This is a genomic window from Lentzea sp. NBRC 102530 (genome assembly GCF_030269365.1).
Taxonomy (GTDB): Bacteria; Actinomycetota; Actinomycetes; order Mycobacteriales; family Pseudonocardiaceae; genus Lentzea.
The window spans coordinates 470,641-494,586 of sequence record NZ_BSTF01000001.1 but is presented as its reverse complement, the minus strand read 5'-3'; the positions used below and the strand labels follow the sequence as shown (position 1 = coordinate 494,586).

General features: G+C 73.4%; 3 protein-coding genes. All 3 read right to left on the bottom strand.

The genetic code is table 11. From position 1 onward, the window contains the following. Positions 1 to 120: 120 nt before the first annotated feature. The 3 genes from QSK25_RS02250 to QSK25_RS02240 are packed head-to-tail and all read right to left on the bottom strand — an operon-like array spanning position 121 to position 23,551. On the bottom strand, positions 121 to 726 hold the full coding sequence (locus QSK25_RS02250) for a type VII secretion system-associated protein (RefSeq protein WP_285631750.1): 606 nt from the start codon (positions 724 to 726) through the stop codon (positions 121 to 123). After that, entirely contained in the window at positions 723 to 1,667 is a 945-nt protein-coding gene (locus QSK25_RS02245) for a hypothetical protein (RefSeq protein WP_285631747.1), read from the bottom strand. The genes QSK25_RS02250 and QSK25_RS02245 overlap by 4 nt, the downstream gene beginning before the upstream one ends. Further along, entirely contained in the window at positions 1,664 to 23,551 is a 21,888-nt protein-coding gene (locus QSK25_RS02240) for a WXG100-like domain-containing protein (protein ID WP_285631744.1), read from the bottom strand. Before QSK25_RS02240 ends, QSK25_RS02245 begins: the two co-directional genes overlap by 4 nt. Positions 23,552 to 23,946 lie beyond the last annotated feature (395 nt).

Sequence of the window (23,946 nt, the reverse complement as noted above, 5' to 3'; positions counted from 1 at the left end):
GATCAATGGACGATCGATGCAGTTCAGGGACGTTGGTCCGGCATCATTGGACGAATGCGCGCTCGATCGCGCGACCTGGCTCACATCGTGGTTGCCGCGGGCGGAAAGCGGGGAGGACGGTCATCCCGCCCACGTGTCCATCCGCAGCTCGCCCGGATCGACCTCGGTCTTGAGCAACTGCCTCGCCTCCTCCTCGCTGAGGTTCACCGTCTCCCGCAGGAAGTCCCCGGACAGGCGCACCGACGCGGGCCCACCGGGGTTGATCAGCGCGTCCACCCCGTCGGCGAGCAGGGCGACGACCTCGGCCAGGTCGGTGCGCCGCCAGTCAGGGGCGAACATCCGGGCCCGGTGCGGTTCGCTCGTGCAGACCACGACGCACGGGATCTCGTCGGGCGACTTCAGGACGAGCGGACGGCCGTCCCCGTTCATCGCGACGTCGACGAGCGAGTCCCGCAGCAGCGCCTGGACCTGGCCGATCTCGGCGTCACCGCGCAGCACCAGCCGCAGGCCCGCGTCGATCGGGTCGGACGGCGAGTCGGCGTCCACCGGGCGGTAGTCCGGGTTCGCGCGGAACCGGCCTACGGCGCCGTCCTCCTCGACCGGCCACAACCCGACCACCGCGTGCAGCGGCGGTGCCTCGTTCTCCTCGGACGGCTGCCAGGCCGGGTCCATGAGCAGCAGCCAGTTCTCGTCCGCCTGCTCCACATCGGACTGTTCGGTGGTCATGCTCTTCCTTCCGTCATGGGTTCGGGGCGGAATCGCCCCAGTGCTGCGAGGGCGTGGTAGATGCTCACGCTGTCCAGGGCCCGGACGGGTTCCGCCGCCTCCAGGTGCCGGAGCAGCCCAGGTTCGGGGGCCACCCGGTGCCGCTCGACGTAGTGGGTCACCGCCTCGGACCAGATCCAGACGCCGTCGGTGCGCAGGCCGAGCGGCACCACGCTGCCGCTGTCCGGCTGGAGCACGTCCGGTTCGGTGAGCGCGGTGGTGAGCAGGGGATGTCCGGCGCGCAACCGGTCGAGCAGGAACGCCGTGCGCTCGGCGTCGAGCCGCGGGCGTGCCGGATCCAGGCGGGGCACGCCCGCGTCGTCGAAGCCGTCGTACACGCGGGCGAACGAGAGCGGCCGCACCGGCCTGGCCGACCACAGCAGCGTCGCCGCGGCCAGTGCCCGGCGCTGGTACTCGGGAGGCCGCTCGCCCTCGACGAGCACCTCGACCCTCGGAGTGGTGTCCCCGGACGTCAGCAACGCCCGCGAAAGCCGTCCCGCCACCGCGGCGGGATCGCCGCCCCGGACGGCGACCAGGTAGACGGGCACGGCGGCGTCCCGCCACGCCCGCCACAGACCGATCGCCCCGTCCACCTCGCCCAGCGAGACGACCAGGAGCGCGATCCGCGGCTCGTCGAAGGTCCCGGAGTCCGGGCGAAACCGCCACCTGGGTTCCGGCCGCGGACCGATCCGGGCGCCGGGCACCGACGCCCCGGCTGCCGCCAGCACGCTCAGGTCCCGCTCGGTCAGCGTCGCCCCCGCGCACCCGGACGCGATCACGGCGGCCGCGCGCGACGGCCCGTCCACGTCGAGCACACACCGCGCCCGCGCCACGAGTTCGTCGGAAACGTGACCGGTGAGCCGCAACACCAGTGCGTGCAAGGAATCCTGCACAGTGCTCATCGCGGCACCGCCCTCGTCCGTCCGACGAGCCCGGCCGCGGCGACGGCGTCCACGAGATCGGGTTCGGCGACGCGGGCGATCTCCCGGCCTCGTTCGTAGAGCACCCATCCGCCCGGTCCGGGCCAGGCGGTGCCGTCGGCGGCCCTCGTGACGCCGGCGGACAGGGTCCGGCCGTCCGCGAGCGTCACCACGTTCGCCGCCGGTGCCAGCACGCGGGCTCCGGTGGCCTCCGAGAGCACCGACGCCAGCGGCGCACCGGACGCGGGCACCGCCGAGGCACCGTCGGCGAGGAGGACCACCTTCAGGTCGTCGAGCTCGTTGAGGCGGTTCGAGATCAGCCGCGCGAACTCGGGGTACGGGCGTTCGCTGCCGTCCCACAGCCTGACCTCGCCCGTCGCGGCGGCGAGGTCCGCCGCCACCACGCTCACCCCGGTGAACCGGGGCAGCGTCCGCGCGCGTTCGATCGCCGCCCGCGCGCTCTCGGCGGGACCGGGGTACACCAGGCCGTTGCCGGGGGATTCGAACGACAGCAGGCGTCCGTGCCCGTCGTTGCTCCCGGTCGGCGCCCACGGCCTCGTCGTCGCGTACAGCTGAACGGCCTGGGCGCGGGCCGCCGGGGCGAGCTGGAGGACGTCCAGCAACGACTGGAACCTCGCCCACCGCGCGGCGTCGTCCGGCGCCGGCGAGTCCGGGTCCCACAACAGGTCCGGGTCCGCCATCGCGGCCCGGATCCGGTCGTGCCGGGCCGGATCACCGGCCGCCCGCAACGCGGCCAGCGACAGTTCGGTGCGGATCTGCCACACCCCGGGGTCCAGGCTTCCGCTCCACAGCCGGAACTCCACCCGGTCGAGCGCGTCCTGCCCGTGCACGTGCTGCAGGTTCACCGCGTCGAACTTGCCCAGGCTCAGCTGCCGCACGTCGGCGGGCGTGCGGACCGCCTCCGGGGCCGACGGCCACGGGTTCGGCCCGGCAGGCCACAGATCGCGCTGCACCGCGGAACCCGGCGGGTTGCCCAGCCGGAACCAGGTGGCGCCGAACGCCTTCACGAGGTGGACCAACCAGGCGTAGTCCGACGGCGGGGTGTGGCCGGCGAAGCTGATGTTGACGTGGCCGCCCATCTCGTCCGCCCGCGCGCCCTCGTCCCGCAGCAGGGCCAGCATCCGGTCGGTCTCCCCCCACGGGTCCGTCCCGGCGGTGTAGAGCGGCGAGACCATCTCGGCACCGTTCGGGTGCGACGACTCCTCGACGAAGTGCCACAGGTTCCCGGTGAGCTCGCCCGAGGGATCCGTGAGACCGCTGTCATCGGTCCGCTCGACGAGTTCCTGCTCCTGAGCGTTCTCGCTCACCCGCTCGATCGCGTCCTGCCCGGCGAGCTGCACCTCGACCTCGAACCCGAACCGCGCGTCGGGCCGTGAGCTGATCCCGCCGGGGATCCCGCCCGGGTGGAAGTCGACGGCCCGCGCACCGGTCGCCAGCGCGGCCCTGGCGGCGTGGAAGACCGCTCCGTCGCCCTCCGCCACCGGCCCGTGCCTGCGAACGGGGTCGAGCGCGGCGAACGCGGCGTCGATGGCCCGCTCGTCGCCGCTGCCGAGCGCCCGTGCACCGACGTCGCCGGGCGGCAGGGTGACCGTCATCGTGGCGACGTCGTGGGTCCGGTGGCTCAGGCGGTGCCCGAGTGAACGGATTCGTTGTGCGGCAACGTTCTTGTCCGCGCTCGGATGGACGGTCCGGGTGATGTCGGCCGCGTCGACGCGCAGGTCCGCGCGCGCCAGCCGGTCAGCCTCCCGACGGAACGCCCTGTCGAACTCCCGCGCCGTTCTCGCGGCCTCCTCCACTGCGTTCGACCCGACGCCGACGATCTCGACCTCCGGCATCCTCACACCGCGGACCTTGCGCCACGCGGCGGCACGGGCGACCCGCTCGGCGGTCCTGACGACTCCGGCGAACCGGTCCGACCCGCGTGACGTCACGCTCACCGGAGCGATGGTCTCCACCGCGAGGTCCCGCAACGGCACCGGATCGCCCTGCCGCAGGACGTCGACGAAGTGGCCTCCCTCCTCGACCACCAGTCCACCCTCGGCGAGCGGCCAGACCTCGCGTTGTGCCGCGACCAGGGCGTCCAGCGGCGGCCCGCTCCTGCGCCAGGCGTCCCGGAGCCGCATCGCCGGGCTGTCGGACCTGCCTTCGCTCGCCGCCTGGTCACAGGCGACGACCAGCAACCGTGCCGGCCCCGCCGGGTGGTGCTGTCCGAAGAGCCGGCCGCCCGCCACCGCCGAGACCGCATCGGCACCGTCGAGGGCCACGACGTCGCCGAGCGCGTGAGGCCGTCCGCTGCTCAGGACGGCGTTCAGTCCCCTGGCACTGCCGTGCGCCTGCAGTTGCCAGGTGCTCGACGCCGGCAGGAGGTACGAGTGATCAGCTCCGATCGCGGAGCGGGTGTCGGCGGCGGTGTGGTAGACGCGCTGCCGGGTCCGGCTCCCGGCGAGGAAGTGCCAGCGGGCGGCGTCGACCGCGGCCAGGGGGAAGAACTGACCCCGCACGGCGAGATCCGAGCCGACCACCGGATAGGTGACGAGCCGGTCCAGCGGCGGCGCGGGCCGCTTGGCCCGGTAGTACGTCTTGGAACGGAGTTCTGGTCCGCTCGATCCGGTCCACCGCACCGCCGAGGTCGTGGCGAGCACCTCGCGCGAGTAGCCGCGTGCCAGCACGCCCTCAGCGAACCGCTCGGCGGGCTTGGCACCGTCGAGCTTGCCCGCGACGGGGATCAGCCGCAGCGGAGTCGGCGTCATCCTGTCGGGGTCGAGGACGCGGTCCCTGGCCGCCAGGGCGTCGCGCAGGAGACCGGTGTCCCCGACCTGCCACGCCACCTCCGCGAGGGACAGCCGCAGCGCGGCTCCGTCCGACCGCAGCGCCTGGTAACCGCCATCGGCCGGCCGCATCAGCACCGACACCGCGGCCGCGTCCCGTTCGGAGGCAGCCCATTCCCGGGCCTGCCGGAGGAAGTCCGCGTCACCGGCGAACCGGACGAACACGCCGACCGTGCCACCGTCGGGGCCCACCAGGGGCTCGACCGCCACGTCACCGTCCCGCAGTCCGGACACCACGTCGAACCGTCCCGCAACAGGGGCGTACACGTCCTGGAAGTAGCCACGTCGGTGCAGCACGCCGGCCAGCTCGAAACCGAAACCCCCGTGGTCGGCCCGTTTTCCGGCGTCGTCACCGACGAGCACCACCGGACGGCCCTCGTCGAGTTCGGCGCGGAACTCCGGCTCGGCAACGAGAGCGCGACCCAGGTCGGCACCGTCGAGTTCGACGCGGTACCCGCCGGCCGTGGTCACCACCGCATGCGTCTCGGCGGAGTTCACGAACACCACCAGCGGCGGATTGCCCTCGTGCCGCTGGAAGACGTCGCGAACCGCAGTGGCGTACCGCTTCTTCAACTCCGCCACCGGCTCCGGGCCGTCCACGACGAACCCGGCGTCGTCGGAGCGCAGCGGCGGCCGCGCGGCAGGGCCGGCGGCGAGGCCGCGGGCGTCCTCGATGCGGATCTGCCCGGTGTTCATCACCTGGAGAGCACCGTGGTAGGTCCACATCGGACGCCAGCCGGCGAGCGCCTGCACGGCCTGAGCCAGTTGGGGCGCGAGCGAAGGCGTCGCGGCGGCGGAGTGGTCGGCGATCAGCAGGACCGCCGGCGGCAGGATCCCACGGGCGTCCGGCTGCCGGAACCCGTTGTGCGCCGCCATCAACTCGGCCATCTGCCGCACGGTCGCCGTGGCGTCGGCGCCGTCCGGACCGGTGTAGCGGAACGCACCGCCGGCGAACTCGAGCAGCACGAACCGCGGCGGCGTCCGCGTGCCGTCGAACGCGGCCGCCCACCCCGGCCTGGCTTCCGCCGGAGCACGGCCCAGCAGGGACAGGGCCTGGTGCGAGTGCTCGGAGATCAGCCTCCAGTGGTCGGCTCCCACGTTCTTGTGGGCCGTGGCCGTCGCGAACGAGAGCAGGCTCTCCCGGCCGTGGGCGTCGGTCCACCTGCTCACCCGCGGTTCGGGCGCACCCAGCACCGTCGCCCCGGGCGAGGGCAGGTCGCCGTCGGGCAGTTCTCGCAACAGACCGGACGGCGTCAGCTCCAACCGCCCTTCCGGCCCCCACACACGCCCGCTGAACCCGGCACCGCGGGCGAGCGCGGACAGCGCCGCCAGCCGCGGCGCGTACTCCGGTGCCCCCAGGCGGCAGCTCGCGAACTGCAGGACCGAACCGCCGCGCCAGTCACCGAACCGCGTCGCATCGAGCCCGGCGAGCACACCGGCCATGTCCTGGACGCCGACGACGACCTCGCCACCGGAGCGCAGCGGCAGCCGGAAACCGCGCTCGTCGTGGTGCACGGCGGCCGTGTAGGTCCGGGTGCCGGTGCTCGCCGAGAACGCCGCCCTGGCGCGGGCCGCCTCGGCCGGTGCGAGGAACGCGGCCCCGATCGCGACGCCGTCCACGTTCCGCAACGGCTCCACCGCGAGGTCCCCACCGAAGGGCTGCGGGTTTCGCACAGGACGGCGGGCCGGATCGAGCGCGCCGAACGCCTGGTCGACGGTCTCGGGGTCACGGGTGGCCAGCGCCCGTCCGCCGACGTCGCCGCGAGGCAGGGCGACTGCGATCGTGGCGATGTCGCCCGCCCGTCGGCTCAGCTGATGGGCTACGGAAATTCCCTGTGCCGCAACGCTTGCCGAGGCATCCGGGCTCACCCGCACCACGACGTCGGTGAGGGCGATCGGCAGGTCCGCACGCGCCAGGTGCCGCGCCTCCGCGGTGAACGCCCTCGTGAACTCCGCCACCACCCACGCCGCGTCGGGACCCGCACCGGCGATGTCGACCTCGGGCAACCCCGCGCCGACGGCCCGGCGCCACGCGGCGGCCCGCGCCACCCGTGCGGCGGTCTTCCCCACCCCGGCGAAGCGGTCCGCCGCCACGCTGACCGGCGGGATTACCTCCGCGGCGAGGTCCTCCAGCGGCACGAGGTCGGTCCGCCCGGAGACGACGTCGACGAAGCGACCTCCGTCCTCGGTCTGCAGGGCGCCTTGCGTGGACACGTAGACCTCGGTGTCCGCGGCCGCCAGCGCCGCGAGCGGCGACCTGCCGTCGCGCCAGGCGTCCCGCAACCGTGCCGCGGCGCTCTCACCACCGTTGACCGGTGTCGCGGCGTGACAGCTGGCCAGCACCAGCCGGGCGGGCCCCGGCGGGTGGTGCGCCCCGAACAACCGGCCACCCGCGAGCGCCGCCATCGCGGCACCGCCTTCGAACGCCACTGAGTCACCGAACCGGTGGGGCCTGCCCGTCCGCAGCGACGCTCCGAGTGAGCTCCCGCCGCCGTGCAGCTGGAGGTGCCAGGTACCCGCCACCGGCAGCAGGTACGACCGGTTCAGGTCGAGGTGGTGGTAGGTGCGCCGCCCCGCGGCCCGGTCCGCGTCGGGTGACCGCCAGGCCGCCTCGAAGGTGCTCATCGGGAACGACTGCCCGCGCACCTCCCGTCCAGGGCCGAGGACCGGGTAGGACAGCAGCTGGTCCGGTCCGGGGCCGACCCGCTGAGCCGGCCGGAACGAGCCGGGTTCGATCACGGGGCCGTGCGACCCCTTCCAGGGCACCTCGAGAGAGGTCGTGAGGACCTCGCGCGCGTATCCCCGCCCGAGGATTCCGGCGGTGAAGTCGTCGGCGGGGTGCGGCTCGCCGTGCCTGCCCGCCAGCGGTACCAGGCACAGCGGCGCGCGCGAGGACCCGGCAGCGTCGTACGCCGAGAGGACTCCGCGCAGCAACTCCGTGTCCCCGAGCTGCCAGGCCAGTTCCCGCAACGGCATCCGCAGCGCGGAGCCGTCCGAACGCAGCGCGTGGTAGCCGTCGTCCGCCGGCCTCAGCAACACCGGGACGGGCAACGGCATCTCCTGCCCGGACGCCCAGTTCCTGGCCTGCCGCAGGAAGTTCTCGTCACCGGGGAACCGGACGAACACCCCGGCCGGGTCGCCACCGGCCGTGGTCAGCCGCTCGACGGCCACGTCCCCGTCGCGCAGCCCGGACACCACGGCGAACTCCCGCCCGCCCGCGGTCGCGGCGAGCACGTCCTGGAAGTAGCCGTGCCGGTGCAGCACACCGGCCAGCTCGAACCCGACACCACCGTGGTCGGCCCGCTTCCCCGCGTCCTCACCCACCAGCAGCACCGGACGGCCTTCGTCGAGCCCGGCGCGGAAAGCCGGGTCCGCCACCAGCGCGCGGCCGAGGTCCGCCCCGTCGAACTCGGCCCGGGACCCGCCGGGCAGGTCGACCACGGCGTGCGTCTCGGCCGTGCTCGCGAACACCACCAGCGGTTCGTCCTCGGACCGCCGGGAGATCTCGCGAACGGCGTCGCCGTACCGGGAGTCCAGTCGCAGCACGGACTGCGGCCCGGCCACGACGAATCCCGCGTCGGTGCGGCGCACGGGAAGGTCGACGCCCGGCCCGCTGCCGAGTCCGTCGACACCCCGGATCTGGACGTTCCCGCGCGTGGCGAACCGGAACGCCCCGTGGTACGTCCACATCGGACGCCACCCGGCGAGTGCCCGCACGGCCGCGACCAGGTCGTCGGTCAGCGAAGGCGGTGCGGTGGCGGCGGAATCGTCGAAGACGAGCAGGACCGCCGGCGCCCGCACCCCGCCCGCACCCGGCCTGCGGAACTCCTCGTGCCCCGCCACCAGCTCGGCCATCTGCCGCACGCCCGCCGTGGCAACGGCACCGTCGGCCCCGGTGTAGCGGAACGCACCGCCGCCGAACTCCAGCAGCACGAACCTCGGCGGAGTCCGGTTCCCGTCGAAGACGTTCCGCCAGCCGGAGGGAACCTCCAGCTCGTCGTTCCCCTTGAGCCGCAACGCCCGGTGCGAGTGCTCGGAGAAACGTCCCCAGTTCGCCGCCTCGACGCGCTGCTGGGTGCTCGTGGTCGCGAACGCCAGCAGGCTGACCTCGCCGCGGGAGTCGGCCAGCACCCGTGCCGCGGCGGGCTCGGGCGGCCCCACCGTCACCGTCGGCCCCTGCTCGGCGGTGACCGGCTCGGCGCGGTCGAGGGCACCCGCCCGGACCTCGGGGTCGAGATGGGCGAACGCCGCCCGGATCGACTCCCACTCGCCCTGCGCGACAGCGTCCCGGCCCAGGTCCGCCTTCGGGAAGGTGACCTCCACGGCCGCCGGGCGCCCACCCGTGTCCGGACCGATCTCGGTGAGCACCAGCAGGTCCACCTGCGCGCGATCGGCCGGCACGTCGTACCCGGCCAGCAGTTCGGCTTCGTCGTCGTAGGCCCGGTTGAACGCGGCAGCGGCCCGCTGGGCCGCCCCGGTCGCGTCCGCCGTCGTGGTGCCGTGACCGGTGATCCGCACGGACGGACGTAGCGCGGACAGGATCGTGCGCCAGGCCGCGCCACGGGCAGTGCGCCGGGCCAGTTCGCTGATCGCGCCGAGGCTGCCGGGACGCGCCGGGTTCCCGGCTTCCACCCGGTAAACGCCGGTTTCTGTGAAGTCGGCCAGCGGAACGGGGCGCTCGGCGGGACCCGCGAACTCCGCGAAGTGACCACCGTCGTGGACGACCACCTTCCCGCCGTAGTGGAGATCGGCCTTCGCCGTCGCGGCCAGCAGGCTGCGCAAGGGGAAGCGCTCCGAGGACCACGCTCCCGCCAGAGTCGCCGCACCGCTGTCCGCGCCGTCGTTCCGCTCGGCTCCGAAGTTGCAGGCGAGCACGAGCAGGTTCACGGGGGAAGCCGGATGACTGCGCTGGAACACGTCGGTGCCCTGAATCAGCTTGGCGGCTGCGGCTCCGTCGAGGAACAGGGCGTCCCCACGGCCGTGCGTCCGGGAGGACGCCAACGCCGCGATCAGTCCCGCGGAGCGCGAACCGTGCCCCAGGGTCGTCCACGTCTGGCGCGGAGCGGGGAGGAGGTGGAGTGACTCCCCTCCTCGCCCGTCCGAGGACAGGTACGCACGGCCACCGTCCGAGGAGAACGCGAAGGCACCCATCTGCACCGCGTCGAAGGCCGAACTGGGGAAGAACTGACCGCGAACGCCCAGCCCCGCGTCGGGCCAGTCGTAGGCGAGGAAGCGGTTGGCTCCCGGTTCGGGTGCCTCGGCGAGGGAGAACCTCTGGCCGGAGGTCTCGATGCCGCCGGGGGTGAAGGCGAGGGTCCCGTCGGCCGTGTACACCGGCCGCGCGTACCCGCCCGGAACCAGCCCCGCGGCGAACTCGGTGGCGTCCGCGTCACGGGTCAGCCCGTCCGCGGCCACCAGCAGGACCGGCTTGGCCTGGTGGCGGTGCGCTTCCGCCTGGCCCGGTCCCAGCAGGTCGCGCAGCTGTGCGCCGTCGCCGAGAACGCCCGCGAGTTCGCCCGCGGGCAGCGACAGCGGCTGCCCGTCGGACCGCACGGCCTGGAAACCGCCTTCTCCATGCCGGGCGACGACCACGCCGGGCGTGACCGCCCAGGGCGCGGGGAGCCGTGTCCCACCGCCGGTGAACCCGCCGAGGTCCGCCCCGCTCCCCTTGGCCCACCCCCGCAGGTCGGCGAGCAACTGGTCGTCACCCGGTGAGCGGACCAGGAGCGCGGCGGGCACGCCGTCGTTGTTGAGGACCAGCTTCGTCCGCACGTCTCCGTCGCGCAGTCCGGAGACGAGCACCGGTGAGGCGCCGGTGGCGGGTGGCAGCACGTGGACGTCGTGGAACAGTCCCGCCGCGTGCAGGGCACCCGCGAGGTCGTGGCCGAAACCACCGCGGACGTTGCGCACCTGCGGGTGGTCGGTCTGGATCACCAGCCGGGTGTCCGCGGCGCCGAGCCGTTCGCGGAACTCCGGCAGGGACAACAGGAACCGGCCCAGTCGCGCGCCGTCCAGCTCGACCGCGCGTCCTCCCGGGCGGGCGATCGAGGCGTGCCCCGGCCCACCGCTGACCGCGACGACGACCGTCGGCCGGTCCTCGCGGAGGACGTTCGCCGCCGGCGAGGTCCCCGCGGTGAAGTCGAAGGTCGCACCGTCGTGCCGCCAGACGAGCTCGTCCGGTGCCGGATCACGACCGGCGGAGACGTGCCCGTCCTCGGGCAGGGCCGGCACCCCGGAGCTCTCGAAGGCGAACTCGCCCTGGTGGTGGTAGATCTCGCGCCACCCGCCGAGGTCGAGGAGGTGGCCGACCAGCTCCTCGCTCTCCGGCTTGTCCCGCAAGGGATCGGGATCGTCGACGAGCACGACGAGGGGTGCGAGCGCGCCTCCGGTCCGGGGATCGGAGAGCAGGAGGTGCGCCGTCTCCTCCGGCGTCAAGGCACGGGTGGTCCCCTCGCCGAGGTCGACCGCGAACCCGCCGGGTTCGGCCTGCAGCACGACGAAACGCGGCGGCGTCCGGGTCGCGTCCACTGTGGACGCCCAGTCGGCGGGCCACTCGGTCGCCAGGCCCTCGGAATCCCGCACGGACAGCACCCGCCTGCTGTGCTCGGTGGACCACTGCCAGGCATCCACGTTGAGCTGCTCACGCACGTCCTCGGACACGAGACTGACGAGGTTGGGGTCGCCGGTCCGATCGGTCAGCACCAGTGGGCCGCCCAGCGACGGTCCGGCGTCGGCGGAGGCGGGCGGCATCGGGACGAAGCCCCGTGCCGGTGCCGCCCGGAACCGGGGGTCCAGTGCGGCGAACGCCTGCTGGATGGTCTGGCGGTTCCGGCTCGCCAGGGCGAGCGTGCCGAGGTCCGCCGCCGGGAACACGGCCTCCGCCAGGGGTCCGCCGTTGTGACGCGGCCCGCTGTGCTCCACCCGGAGGTCGGTGTGGTCCAGCGGCAGTGCGAAGCGGGCGAGCGCCGTGCCCGCCGCGGTGAGGGCCGCGCCGAACGCCGCGAGGGTCCTGGCCTGGTCGGTGCCCTCGCCGAAGATCCGCAGCACCGGTTTCGGCGCGTTGTTGATCCGCCGCCAGGCTGCCGCGTGCGCCACCGTCCTGGCGAGCGGGGACAGCTCGTCGAGCCGGCCTGCCCGGTAGGTGCCCGACACCGCGAAGTCGGCCAGGGGAACGGGATCCACACCCGGCCGGACGAGGTCGGTGAAGTGACCGCCGTCCTCGGCGATCAACGCACCCAGCAAGGACGCCGACGCGTCCGTGTTCGCGGCCACCAGGCTGTTCAACGGCGAGACGCCGTGGTCCCACGCATCGCGCAGCGCCTGGGCCGCGGTGGGGCCTCCGTCCGGGAACGGCCGGTCGTAGGAGCACAACAGCATCAAGAGGTCTGCGGGCCGGGCACCGTGGTACCGCTGGAACAGCCTGCTGCCCGCGATGGCCGCGGCCGCCGCCGGGCCGTGCAGGTCCAGCTGGTCGCCGAGCCGGTGCGGCCTGCCGGTGGACATCGTCACCAGCATGCCCGCGTCCTCCGCACCGTGGCCGTCCACGACCCAGGTCCGGTTCGGCGCGGGGATGAGGTAGGGCGTCTCGACCTCGGTCACCGCCGCGCTGGAGAAGTACACCCGCTGTGATCCGTAGCCGCGACCACTGCGCGCCATGTCGGCCACGTCCACGGTCTCCCGCGGGAAGAACTGTCCATACGGGACGGTGCCGGTCCCGGGCAACGGGTGGCTCACGAGTTGGTCCGGGAACGGTTCCGGCGCCTGAACCCGCACGAAGCCGTTGCCGTTCAACCCCAGACCGGCCGGGGACAGGTGCAGGACGCCGTCCGGGACGAACACCGAGCGGGCGTATCCGTGCGGTACCAGCGCGTGCGCGAGTTCCGCGGCCAGCAGCCTCGGGTCCGCGACGGCACCGCCCACCGGCACCAGCACGATCGGTATCGAGGTCTGGGCGCTGCCCCGGCTCTCACCGGCGGGGCCGAGCAGGTCGCGGAAGGCCTCCTCGCCGCCGAGGACCGCGGCGAGTTCCCCGGTGTTCAGCCTCTGGGGCGCTCCGTCCACCCGCCACGCCAGGTAGCCCGTCTCGTAGACGTGCGCGAACACCAGCGCGGGCGGGTCCTGCCAGGGACTCCGGTGCCACCGCCCCTGCGCGTCGAAGTAGGTGGCGAAGTCGTCGTTCGTGAACCCGGCCGCCCAGTCGCTGATGTGCTGCAGGACCTCGTCGTCGCCGGGACGGCGCACGACCATTCCCACCCTCGCGCCGTCGCGGCCCTCGACTTCGCGCAGGGCCAGATCGCCTTCGCGCAGACCGGACACGAGCGCCGACACCGCGGACCCGCCGGGCAGTTGCCCGAGTGCGTGCACCGGGTTGAAGTGGTGCGCCCGGTGGAAGGCCCCGGCCAGGTCGAACGCGAGTCCGCCGTGACCGGCGGGCACGCCCGTCCCTCCCCCGGCGACGATCACCGGCAGCCCGGGGTCGGCGGCGAGCCGCCGGCGGAACTGCGGGATGTCGAGCAGCAGCCGGGCGGTTCGTGCTCCGTCCAGCTCGACCAGCGTGCCGTCGTTGCGCTGCAGCAACGTGTGCCCGGCGCCGCCGTGAGCGTTGACGATCAGATCTGGGCCCACGGTGCCGAGTCCGGGCACGGCGGCGCGCAGGACGTCGGCAACGCCCGGCCCGGCCTGCAGGGTGAAGTCGTAGAGCCGTCCGTCGGACTGCCAGCGCACCTGGTCCGGTGCCGGCGCGGGCCCCTCGGTGAAGGAACCGTCCGGTTCGAGGGTCAGCACACCCGTGCTGTTGATCTCGAAGGAACCCTGGTGGTGGTACGTCTCGCGCCAGCCCCCGAGGCCGAGGAACTCGCGCACCAGGACCTCGCCCAGCGCGGCGGCGCCGGTTCCGTCGTGCACCAGCAACACCAGCGGCGGCACGGCGGTGCCCGCGGTCTCCGGCCGCAACCGCACGTCCGACGCCAGCCACTGCGCGGCCGCCACGACGTCCAGTTCCACGACACCGCCGCCGGACCCGAAGACGATCCGGTCGTCCTTCGCCTGCACCAGGACGAACTGCGGCCGCACGCGTCCGTTGTCCAGCGCCGCGGCCCACGGAGCCACCACGGTCTCCGCCTCGTCCTCCTCGGTGCGGCGACTGAAGAGGCGCTGCGCCTGGTCGGTGCTGCCGAGCCAGTTCTGGACACCGGTCGAGCGCATCGTCTCGTCCGGCAGGTACGTCACCAGCGTGGGACGCCCGTCGATGTCGGCCGCCTCGTACCGGGTGACGTCCGGCCGCGCGGAGAGCGCTCGCCGGTCCTCGGCCACGGCCAGCGCACTCGCGAAGGAGTCCTCGCCGGTCGGGAGGGGATCGGTGCCGTGCCGGAACTCGATCCACCCGCCCGCTGCGCGGTCGGCGACCAGGTCACCGTCGGCGTCGATGCGGACTTCGCCGGCGGTGGCGAGCACCGGTATCTCGCGCACGTCCGCCAGTTGCTGGGCGAGGACCCGGGCACCACCGGCGACGGCCAGACCGAGCCAGTCCGGTAGGACCACCGCGGCCCGGTCGTCGTCCAGCCCGCCGATCCGCCTGGTCCTCATGACCTGCAGGAACTTCCTCAACGGCTCGGTGGTCCCGTCCCACAACCGCACCCCCTGGCCGTCCGGGGTCAGCGACACCGAGATCAGGTGGGCCGCCTGGTGCGACCGGATCCGCCGCACGACCGAGACAGCGTTCGCCGTGGACACCCCGGGTCCCGGGAACAGGTCGAGGCCTGCGCGCGTGATCATCTGGGAACGCCACTGCGCGTCGCTCTGCTCGCTCGCCGACCAGGGCCGGCTCACCGAGGCGCGCTGGATCAACGTCCGCTGCGCCTCGGGGCCGAGCGGCAGCAACTCCATGAAGTCCAGCAGCTTGCCGTTCCAGAACGCCTCCGAGTCAGGGCGTCCGGGAGCTCCGAGCACGAACGGGTCGCGCAGCAGCTCGTCCAGCCTAGGGCGGATCGACGGGTCCGTGGCCGCCTGCAGCATCGCGCCGCTGATCTCCGCGTTGGCCTGCCAGACCTCCGGGTCGAGCGAACCGGCCCAGAAGCGGAACTCGACCCGCGCGCCGGACCCGTCCTCCTCGAGGTGCGCGAAGTTGATCGCAACGTGCTTGTCGTGGTTCAGCTGTTCGAACGAGTGCCCCGCCGTGAACGACTCGAACGGCGGCGGCAGCGGGTTCGGCCCGACCACCTGGATGGCGCGGTGGTCCGAGTCCGCGCCCACCCTGTTGCCCAGCCAGAAGAGCACGCCTTCGAACGCCTTTCCCAGCGCGCTCAACGCCCACGCGTCGGCCCGGCTCAGCGGCTGGTCGAAGCTGAGGTTGATGTGCCCGCCCGTGCGCTCCGAGCTCGGCAGGACGTCACCCCGGTCGTGCTGTGTCCTGATGACGCCGAGCACCTGTTCCACCACGCTCCAGGTGTGCGGGCCGCCCCGCAGCACCGGTGAGACCAGCTCGGCCCCGTCGAGGTGGGCGGGTTCCTCGACCAGCTTCCACTTGTCGTCAGGCACCTCCTGCGCGATGTCGTCGAACTTCGCCCCGTCCGCCCACTCGAGGAACCCGCCCTCCTCCAGCGCGTTCCCGATCCGGCCGGGAGCGGGGTGGACGAACTCGATCTCGAAGCCGAACCGGGCGTCGGGGCGGGCGGTGACCCCGCCCGGCACACCGCCCGGATGCCAGCCCAGCGGGTTGCCGCCCGCTTCGACTTCCGCACGTGCTTGGGACAGCACGGTGTTCACGAACATCAGCCGTTCGTCGCGCACCTTCTGGACGAGTTGCTCCAGGCTCCTGACCTGTTCGGCCAGGCGTGACGCGTCGACGGCGTCCGGCCGCGTGTTGCGGAGCACCTCGGCCGAGCGCTCCCACACCTCGATCCGGTCGCGCAGCGCCGGTTCGAACCCGTCGGGCATCGCCGCCAGGTGCCGGCGCAGCTGGGCGATCCGGTCGGTCAGCGTGGCGACCAGGGCGTCGGCTCGCGGCGGCGCGAGCACGTTCCCGGTGAAGTCGGGCAGGCCGTTCGTGGTGCGCACCGGGTTCCACGACTCCACCGGGCCGAGCTGGCCGACCAGCGCGCGTTCGATCTGCCACAGGTGCCGGGGCTTCACCTGGGCGCCGAAGTGGATCGCCGTGCCCATCGGGCCGTCGTCGGTCTGGAAGCGGGTGCGTCCGGGAGTGAGGAACGGTCGCCCGGTGTCGGCGTACTCGTCGACCAGACCGACGAAGTGCGCGACCTCGTGCGACAGCGCCGCGGTTTCGTCGACGCGCCACCGGAACTGGGTGCTGCGGTCCGCAGCGGTGCCGGACAGCAGGGTGATGCCGGCGTGGGCGGGATCGCGCGGGCCGACGAAGTCGACGCGGAGGTGGAACTGGTCCCCGCCGGGCAACCGGAAACCCTTGTTCCACAAACGGTCCAGGTGCGCGGGCACCTCGGCCTCGACCGCCTGCCGCGCGGACGGCCCGACCGCCGAGTCGTCCAGCCGCAGCCGGACGGTGAACTCCTGCACGAACCGGCCCGGCTCGACCTCCACGCGGCGCACGTCGTACCGCACGACCTGGTCGAACCCGGACAGCTGGCCCGGCTCGGCGCCTGCGATGCGGGCGGGTTCGAAGAGTTCGGTGTCGACGGTGCGCACCTCGGCCGTGTCCCGCAGGTGCGCCCAGCTCTCCGGCCGCAACGGTTCCGCCGCCGGGGAGAACCACGGCGCGTCCGAGGCGGGCGAATGCCGCCAGCTCTCGACCTCCAGCACGGGCCGCCGGACCGGCGCCGGCGGCAGGGCGCCGAACGCGGCCGGCAGGTCCGCCCTCCGTGCCGGGCGAACGCTCGCAGGCGGCATCGGAACGGGCCGCCGGGCTCCGTCGGAGGACGTGGTGCCCGGTCGCAGTCGCGGGTCCAGTGCGGCGAACGCGCGCCTGATCTCCATCCGATCGCCGCCCGACAGCGCGATCTCGCCGAGTTCCGCGGCCGGCAGGGTGACGTGGACCAGCGGGTAGTTCGCCTGGCGCGGCCCTCCGTCGTGCAGTTCGACGTCCGGGCGTCCCACCGGCAGTTCGGCGCGGGTGAGCACCGCGGCTTCGGCGTCGAAGGCCGCGGCGAACTCGGCCCGTGCCCGGGCCTGCTCCTCGGCCGAGCCGAAGGTCCGCACGACCGGCGGGTGCACCGCCCTGACCCGCCTCCAGGCAGCGGCCCTGGCCGTCTCCCTGGCCAACGCCGGCACCTCCTCTGGCCCGTCGGCCCGCAACTGGCCGGTGCCGGCGAGGTCGTCGAGCGGGATGGGTTCGTGCGCGGGCCCGACCAGGTCGGTGAAGTGCCCGTAGTCCTTGGCGGACAAGGTGCCGTCGCCGCCGACGGTCACGGTCCGGCCGGCCGCGACCATGCTGCCCAGCGGGGAGATCTCCCGTTCCCAGGCTTCGCGCATCGCGGCTGCCGCGCTCGCCCGTCCGTTCAGGAGCGCCGCGTCGAAGTCGCACTGGAGCATGAGCAGGTGGACGGGCGAAGCCGGGTGGTTGTGCTGGAACAGCCTGCTCCCCGCGACGGCCGCGACGGCGGCCGACCCGTTGAGGTCCAGCCGGTCGCCCAGGCGGTACTTCCGGCCCGTCGCCATCGCCACGTGCAGACCGGTGCTCGCGGTGCTGTGCCCGTCGACGATCCAGGTGTAGTTCGGAGCGGGCAGCAGGTGGGGCTCGCCGCCGTGGGTGGCACCGGCGGGCATCGAGAAGTACAGCCGCTGCGAACCGTATCCCCGGGAGCTCTGGGACATCATGATCCAGTCGTCCCGCTCGGCCGGGAAGAACTGGCCGTACACCCGATCGCCCCTGGGCGGTACCGGGCTGGTGACGAAGTCGTCCGGTCCCAGCGCGGGCGGGTCGGCGTGCAGCAGACCAGCGCCCCCGACGGTCAGTCCGCTCGGTGTCATGGCGATGTTGCCATCAGGCACGAACACCTTGCGGGAGTAGCCCTGCGGCACGAGTGCCCGGCTCAGCTCACCGGCCACGACGCGCGGGTCCGGCAGGGGGGCGCCGACGGGCACCAGGAGGATCGGCCTGGACTGGACGGTGCCGCTCGCGGAGTGGCCGGTGGTGCCGAGGAGGTCGCGCAGGAGTTGCCCGCCGCCCACCGCACGGGCGAAGTCGCGCGCTCCCACCTGGAGGTGCGCTCCGTCGGAACGGGTGACGTGGTACACGTGGCCACCGGCGCGGGCGAACAGCAACACCGGCCGGCGGGACCAGGGGCTTGGGTGCGGCCGGCCGTCCGCACCGGTGTAGGTGGTGAACGACGACTGCTCCAGCCCGGCCGCCCAGTCGGCGACGCGCTGCCGCAGTTCCTCGTCGCCGGGATGCCGCGCGAGCAGCCCCACCGGTTGCCCGTCACCGTTCTCGATCCTGTCGACAGCGATGTCACCCGGTCGCAGGCCCGCCACGAACGACGCGCCCCAGGTCCCGTCCTCGGTCCGGCCGAGCGCGTGGACGGGGTTGAAGTACCCGGCGGTGTGCAACGCCCCGGCCACGTCGAAGCCGACGCCGTTCTCGGCGGCTCCCGGCTCCACCCGGTCGCCGAACACCACCACGGTGTGTCCGTCGACCACCCGTCGGCGGAACTCGGGGACCGCCAGCAGCAGCTCACCGAAGCGGGTGCCGTCGAGCTGCACCCGGGCGCCGTCCTGACGTCGCACCAGGGCGTGGTTCGGGCCTCCTTCGAAGACGACGACCACCGAGGGGCCGGCGGGAACGCCCGCGCGGACCAGCACCGACTGGCTCTGCTCCACCGTCACCGGCCCGAGGCGGCCGGGGAAGTCGTAGACGTGCCCGTCGGGCGGCACCGTGAACCAGCCCGGTTCGATCCCGGGGCCGCGGGTGACCGACACGTCACCGGTGAAGACGAGATCGCCCACGGGGCTGACGTGGAAGGGCCCCTGGCGGTAGTGGGTCTCCCTCCAGCCACCAGCGGTGACGAGTCCTCCCACGAACGCCTCGGCCAGGCGCCCACCGCCGGAGCCGCTGTCGTCGTGCACCAGGACCACGAGGGGTGGCACGACCCCTCCGTCGCTGTGCTGCCTCGTCCTCTCGTCGGTGGCCACCCGCTCGACCGCACCGGTGACGTCGAGGGTCACCTCGCCGTCACCCGCTCCGAAGACGAACCGCTCACCGTCGGCCTGCAGGAACACGAACCGCGGCGGCACGCGTTCGTCGTCGACCGCCCAGGGTGCGTCGATCCGCGGCACGGTGGTCGGCCGCCCGCCCGGCCAGATGACCCGCTGGGTCTGGTCGAGGGTCAGGGGCCAGTGGCGGACACCCGCCGCACGGGCGCGGTCGGCGGTCAGGTAGCTGACCAGGTTCCGGTTCCCGTCGACGTCGGCCACCTCCTGTGCGGTGACGGCGTCCAGGGCCTCCCTGGAGGAATCCGGCTGGAGGGTGTGGGCCTGGTGCCGGTCCTCCACGACGGCGAGCGCGTCGGCGAAGGACTCCTCCTCGGTCGGGAACGGGGGCCGGCCGGGGCTGAACTCGACCCACTGGCCCTCACCGCCGTCGACCGTCGCGATCAGGTCTCCGTCGTGGTCGACGCGCACTTCGCCTTCGGCGGCCAGCACCGGCACCTCACGCGCGTCGGCCAGCCGCTGGGCGAGGGTGCGGGCGCCGCCTGCCACCGCGAGCCCGATCCACTGCGGCAGGGCCGCGCCGTCCTCCTCCGCGGTGTCCTGCCGCCGGTTCCGCATCATGTCCAGGAAGGCCTCGACCGGGACGACCGCACCGTCCCACAGCCGCACCTGTTGCCCGTCCGGGGTGAGGGTGAGCGTGAGCACCTGGGCCGTGTCGTGGGGCTTGATCCGCTGCACGTACGCGGTTGCGTTCGGCGCGGACACCTCGGGTGCGGGGAAGATCTCGACGCCGGCGCTGGTGACGGTCCGGGAACGCCACTCGGGATCGCTGTGCTCGTTCGGCGCCCACGGCCTGCTCAGCGCGGCGCGGCTGATCACGGTCCGCTGCGCCTGCGGGCTGAGCGGCAGCAGTTCCAGGACGTCGAGGAGCTTGCCGGCCCAGAACTCCCGGGTGTTCGGGCGGCCGGGAGCCCCCAAGAGCAGCGGGTCGCGCAGCAGTGCGTTCAGCCGCGTCCGGATCGAAGGGTCGGCGGCCGCCTGCAGCATCGCGCCGCTGATCTCGGCGTGCGCCTGCCAGACGGCCGGGTCGGTCGAGCCGGTCCAGAACCGGAACTCGACCCGCTCGCCGGGACCGTCCTCTTCGAGGTGCGCGAAGTTGATGCCGTCGTGCTCGCCGTGGTTCAGCATCTCGTACGAGTCGGCCTCCGCGAACGCCTCCGGCGCCGGCGGGTGGGGGTTCGGCCGCGCTCCGTCGAGGACGCTGTGGTCCGAGCCGGGGCCGATCCCGTTGCCGAGCCAATAGAAGACGGCTTCGAGGCCCTTGAAGAGCGCGCTGAGGTGCCATGCCTCGGCGTCGGTCAACGGCCGGTCGAGGCTGACGTTGACGTGCCCGCCCGCCACCGTCGCGTCCGGTGCGGCGCCGTCGTCGTCCCGCTGCGCCCGCGCGACCTCCAGCACCTCGGCCACGGCGCGCCAGGCTTCCGTTCCACCGCGCAGCACCGGCGAGACCAGCTCGGCCGCGGACGGGTCGCCGGGTTTCCCGACCAGCTTCCACTTGCCGGGCGGCGCCTCGTGGCCGGGGTCGTCGAAGTCGCGTGCGTCGTTCCACTCCAGGAAACCCCGGCTTTCGAGCTCGTCGCCGATGTTCCCCGGGAAGTCGAACTCGAACCCCACCTCGAACCCGAACCGCACGTCCGGGCGCGCGGTCGAGCCACCGGGAATGCCGTCCGGGTGCAGGACCAGCGGGGTGCGGCCCGCGGCGATGTCGGCCTGTGCTTCGGACAACAGCGCGTTCACGAACGTGAGCCGTTCCTCACGCACGTCGTCGAGGAGCTGTGCCAGTTCCTCGGTCCGGGCGCCGTCGCTCTCCCGTTCCCACCGGTCGAGCTGATCGCCGAAGCCTTCCCGGTGTTCCTCCGGCATCGCCGCGATGTGCCGGCGCAGCTGGGCGACCTGGTCCCTCGTGGCGGGCGGCATCGGTACCGCGGGATTGTGGAAGGCGGCCGGTTCCGCCGCGGGCACGGTGAAGTCGGGCAGTTCGGCCGTGGCGCGCACCGGGTTCCACGACCGCACCGGACCGAGCTGGTCGACCATGGTGCGTTCGACCTGCCACAGGTGCCGGGGCTTCACCTGGGCGTCGCGGTGGATCGCCGTGCCCATCGGCCCGTCGTCGGTCTGGACGCGGTTGCCGCCGGTGAGGAAAGTCCGCCTGGTGTCACGGTGTTCGTCGACCAGACCCGTGAAATGCGCGATCTCGTGCGAGAGCGCGTTCACATCGCCCACCCGCCAGCGGAGCTGGTCGCTGGACGCGGCCGCCGTCACCAGCTGGATCTGAGCGTGCGCGGGCTCGCGCGGCCCCACGAAGTCGACCCGCAGGTGGAACTGGTCCCCACCGGGCAGCCGGAACCCGTTGTTCCACAACCGGTCCACGCGCGCCGGCAAGGCGGCCTCGACCTGCTGCCGGGCCGCAGCCCCGACCGCCGAGTCGTCCAGCCGCAGCCGGACGGTGAACTCCTGCACGAACCGCCCCGGCTCGACCTCCATGCGCCGCACGTCGTACCGCACCAACTGCTCGAACCCGGCCAGCCGCCCCGGATCGGTGCCCGCAGCACGGGCGGGGTCGAAGAGCTCGGTGTCGACCGTGCGCACCTCGGCCTGGTCCCGCAGACTCGCCCAGTCCGCCGGCCGCAGGGGTTCGGCCGCCGGGGAGAACCACGCCGCGTCCGAGGCGGGCGAATGCCGCCAGCTCTCGACCTCCAGCACGGGCCGCGGTGCCGGGGCGGGCGTCAGCGCGTCGGGTGTGAACGACAACTCCGCAGAGCCGACACGGTGAAGCCGCGGTGACGCACCGTCCGCCGTCCGCACCTCGGCCGCCGCGGCACCGACGGTGGCCGTGGCGGCCGAGGTCGCGGCGGTGGCGGCCGAGGTCGCGGCGGCGGCGGTCGCGGCGGGGGCTGCGGGCACGGCCGACGCGGTCGCGGTGGCGGGCGCTGCGGTGGCGGGCGCTGCGGTGGCGGGCGCTGCGGTGGCGGCGTGGGCGGCGGTGGCTGCGGTGGCTGCAGGCAAGGTCGACGCGGTCGCGGCGGACGCAGGCATCCCGGCGGCCACACCAGTGCGGGTGTCACCGACAACCGTCGCCGCCTGCGGAGCAGCCACGGAGGACGGCCCACCGGCCGTTCCGGAAGCGCGCACGCTCGGACCAGCCGACACCACCTGCGGACCGCCGCGCACGGCGTCCCCGGTGCCCACACGGACATCGCCCGCGTTCTTCGCGCCCACTCCCCCGGCCCGGCCCTCCCCCGCAGGCGAGGCGTTGCCGGACACAGCGGAACCACCCGCCGCGATGCCTCCGGCTCCGCCGGCGCGACCAGGTCCTCCGGCGCTGCCCGCCGGAACACCGCTTTCCCGCGACGCCATCACCGGGCCGCGCACGTTCTCCCGCTCCGTTGTACCGGCGTCGGCTCGCGTCGTCCCGGCGGAGCCCCGGGGTGCCGCGGCACCCCGGGTCGCCTGCGACGCGACCGTGCCGTCCACGGAGGATTCGGCCCCGCGACCGCCACGGGCGGCGTCGGAGGAAGCACTGGGCTCCCCAGGGCCGGCCGTCCCCGCCGGACGCCCTTCCACGCCCGCCGCGACGGCCTCGGCGTAGCCCGGAGGCGCCTCGCCCTCCACCGACACGCGCTGATCCAGTGCGGAGTAGGGCGGCAGCGCCTCGCTCGCATCGTCCTGGGACCTGTCCGCGACGACGCGACCGGCGCCGCTCGCCGACTTCTTCCCACCACCCGTCACGGGCGTCTCGACCGAAGTGGTCTTGCCATCGCCCGTGGACCGCACGTCGACCGACACAGTGTTCCCGTCGCCCTCGGCGGGCACGCCGACCGAAGCCTTGCCATCGCCCTTGACCGGCGCGTCCACCGAGAAGTCGAGCTTGTCCGGAATGGACAGTTCACCGACCGGCTTCACGTCAGCGGTCTTCGCGCGGGAGCCACCGTGGATCCCCTCGGCGCGGGACGCCGCGCTGATGATGCCGTCCCACACGTTGCCGCGCATCCCCGTGGCGATGTTGACCAGCGGGTTGCCCACCGCCGTCGCCGCCATCTGGGCACCGGCGTAGCCCAGGTGTCCCATCGCGCGGATGTACCCCGGCATCTGGGCACGTGTCGGTGCCGTCAGACCGGCTACCACGCCTCGTGCCGCCGAGTGCGCCACGCCGGCGACCGCGCCGCCCACGACACCGCCGATCACCGAGCCCTTCAACGACTCCAGGTCGAACTCGTCCCGCACGCCCGCCGCGATCTGGCCCAGCTGGATGCCGCCGTCGAGGCCTCCCATGAAGGCGCCGCCGATGGCACCGAACTTCGCCGCGTCCATGCCGACCCGGGCGATCGCGACGCCGACGTCCCGCACCGTCAGGGCGGAGACGCGCGCGGCCAACTCCCGCAGCAACAGCCTCAGGCCCACCTGTGCCGCGGCTTCGACGGCGGGCACCATCCACGCGAAGATCAGCGACCACAGCAGGGAGATCACGGTCGCCAGGGCCAGTGCCGCCATCGCGATCAGCATGATCTTGGTCTTCTGGACGTCGGCGGCCGTGGTCTTCGCGGCCTTCGCCAGGTCGCGGGCGCCACCCACGAGGGCCTCGACGCCGCCTTCTAGGTCGCCGCGCAGGACGCGCGTCACCGCTTCGCCCAGTGCGCCGTCCAGGGCTTCGTCGATCTGCGTGGTGCTCGAGCCGATGTGCTCGCCGAAGACCTCCAGGGAGTCCGCGACGTCCGTCCAGGCTCCGGCGAGGGTTTTGAGGCCGCCTTCGCTCGCCTCGGGCCACTCCAGGCCCAGCACCACGTTGAAGAACTTCTGCAGTGCCGGCGGCAGGTGCGTCACCTGGTCCTCGCCGCTCATCGCCGCCCCACCCCGGCCGCGGCGCACACGGCCGCCTCGACGACGATTCGAATCACGACGCAGTTCTCCTCAACGGCCACTCCGGTCTCGACCACACCGGCGGACGTGTGCAGAACACCAGGAACAACTCAAGTAAACCTCTACTCCTCAACCCAAAGGCGGGCCGAAGGACGTCAGGGCACGTTGACCGACCGGAAACACCCGTTCACACCTAACCCTGAACAGGCCTTTCCACGAACAGGCAACAAATCTCGCCGAAAGTCCCCCACTGTTTGACTCCCGAAAAGCCTCCTGCGGGCGCCACTGCCATTCAGAATTCCCTGACGTCAGGCAGGACTCGCATGGACTGTTCAGCCTCTACGGCCGGGCGTCGCCAAGGGAGTTCCCCTGCAACC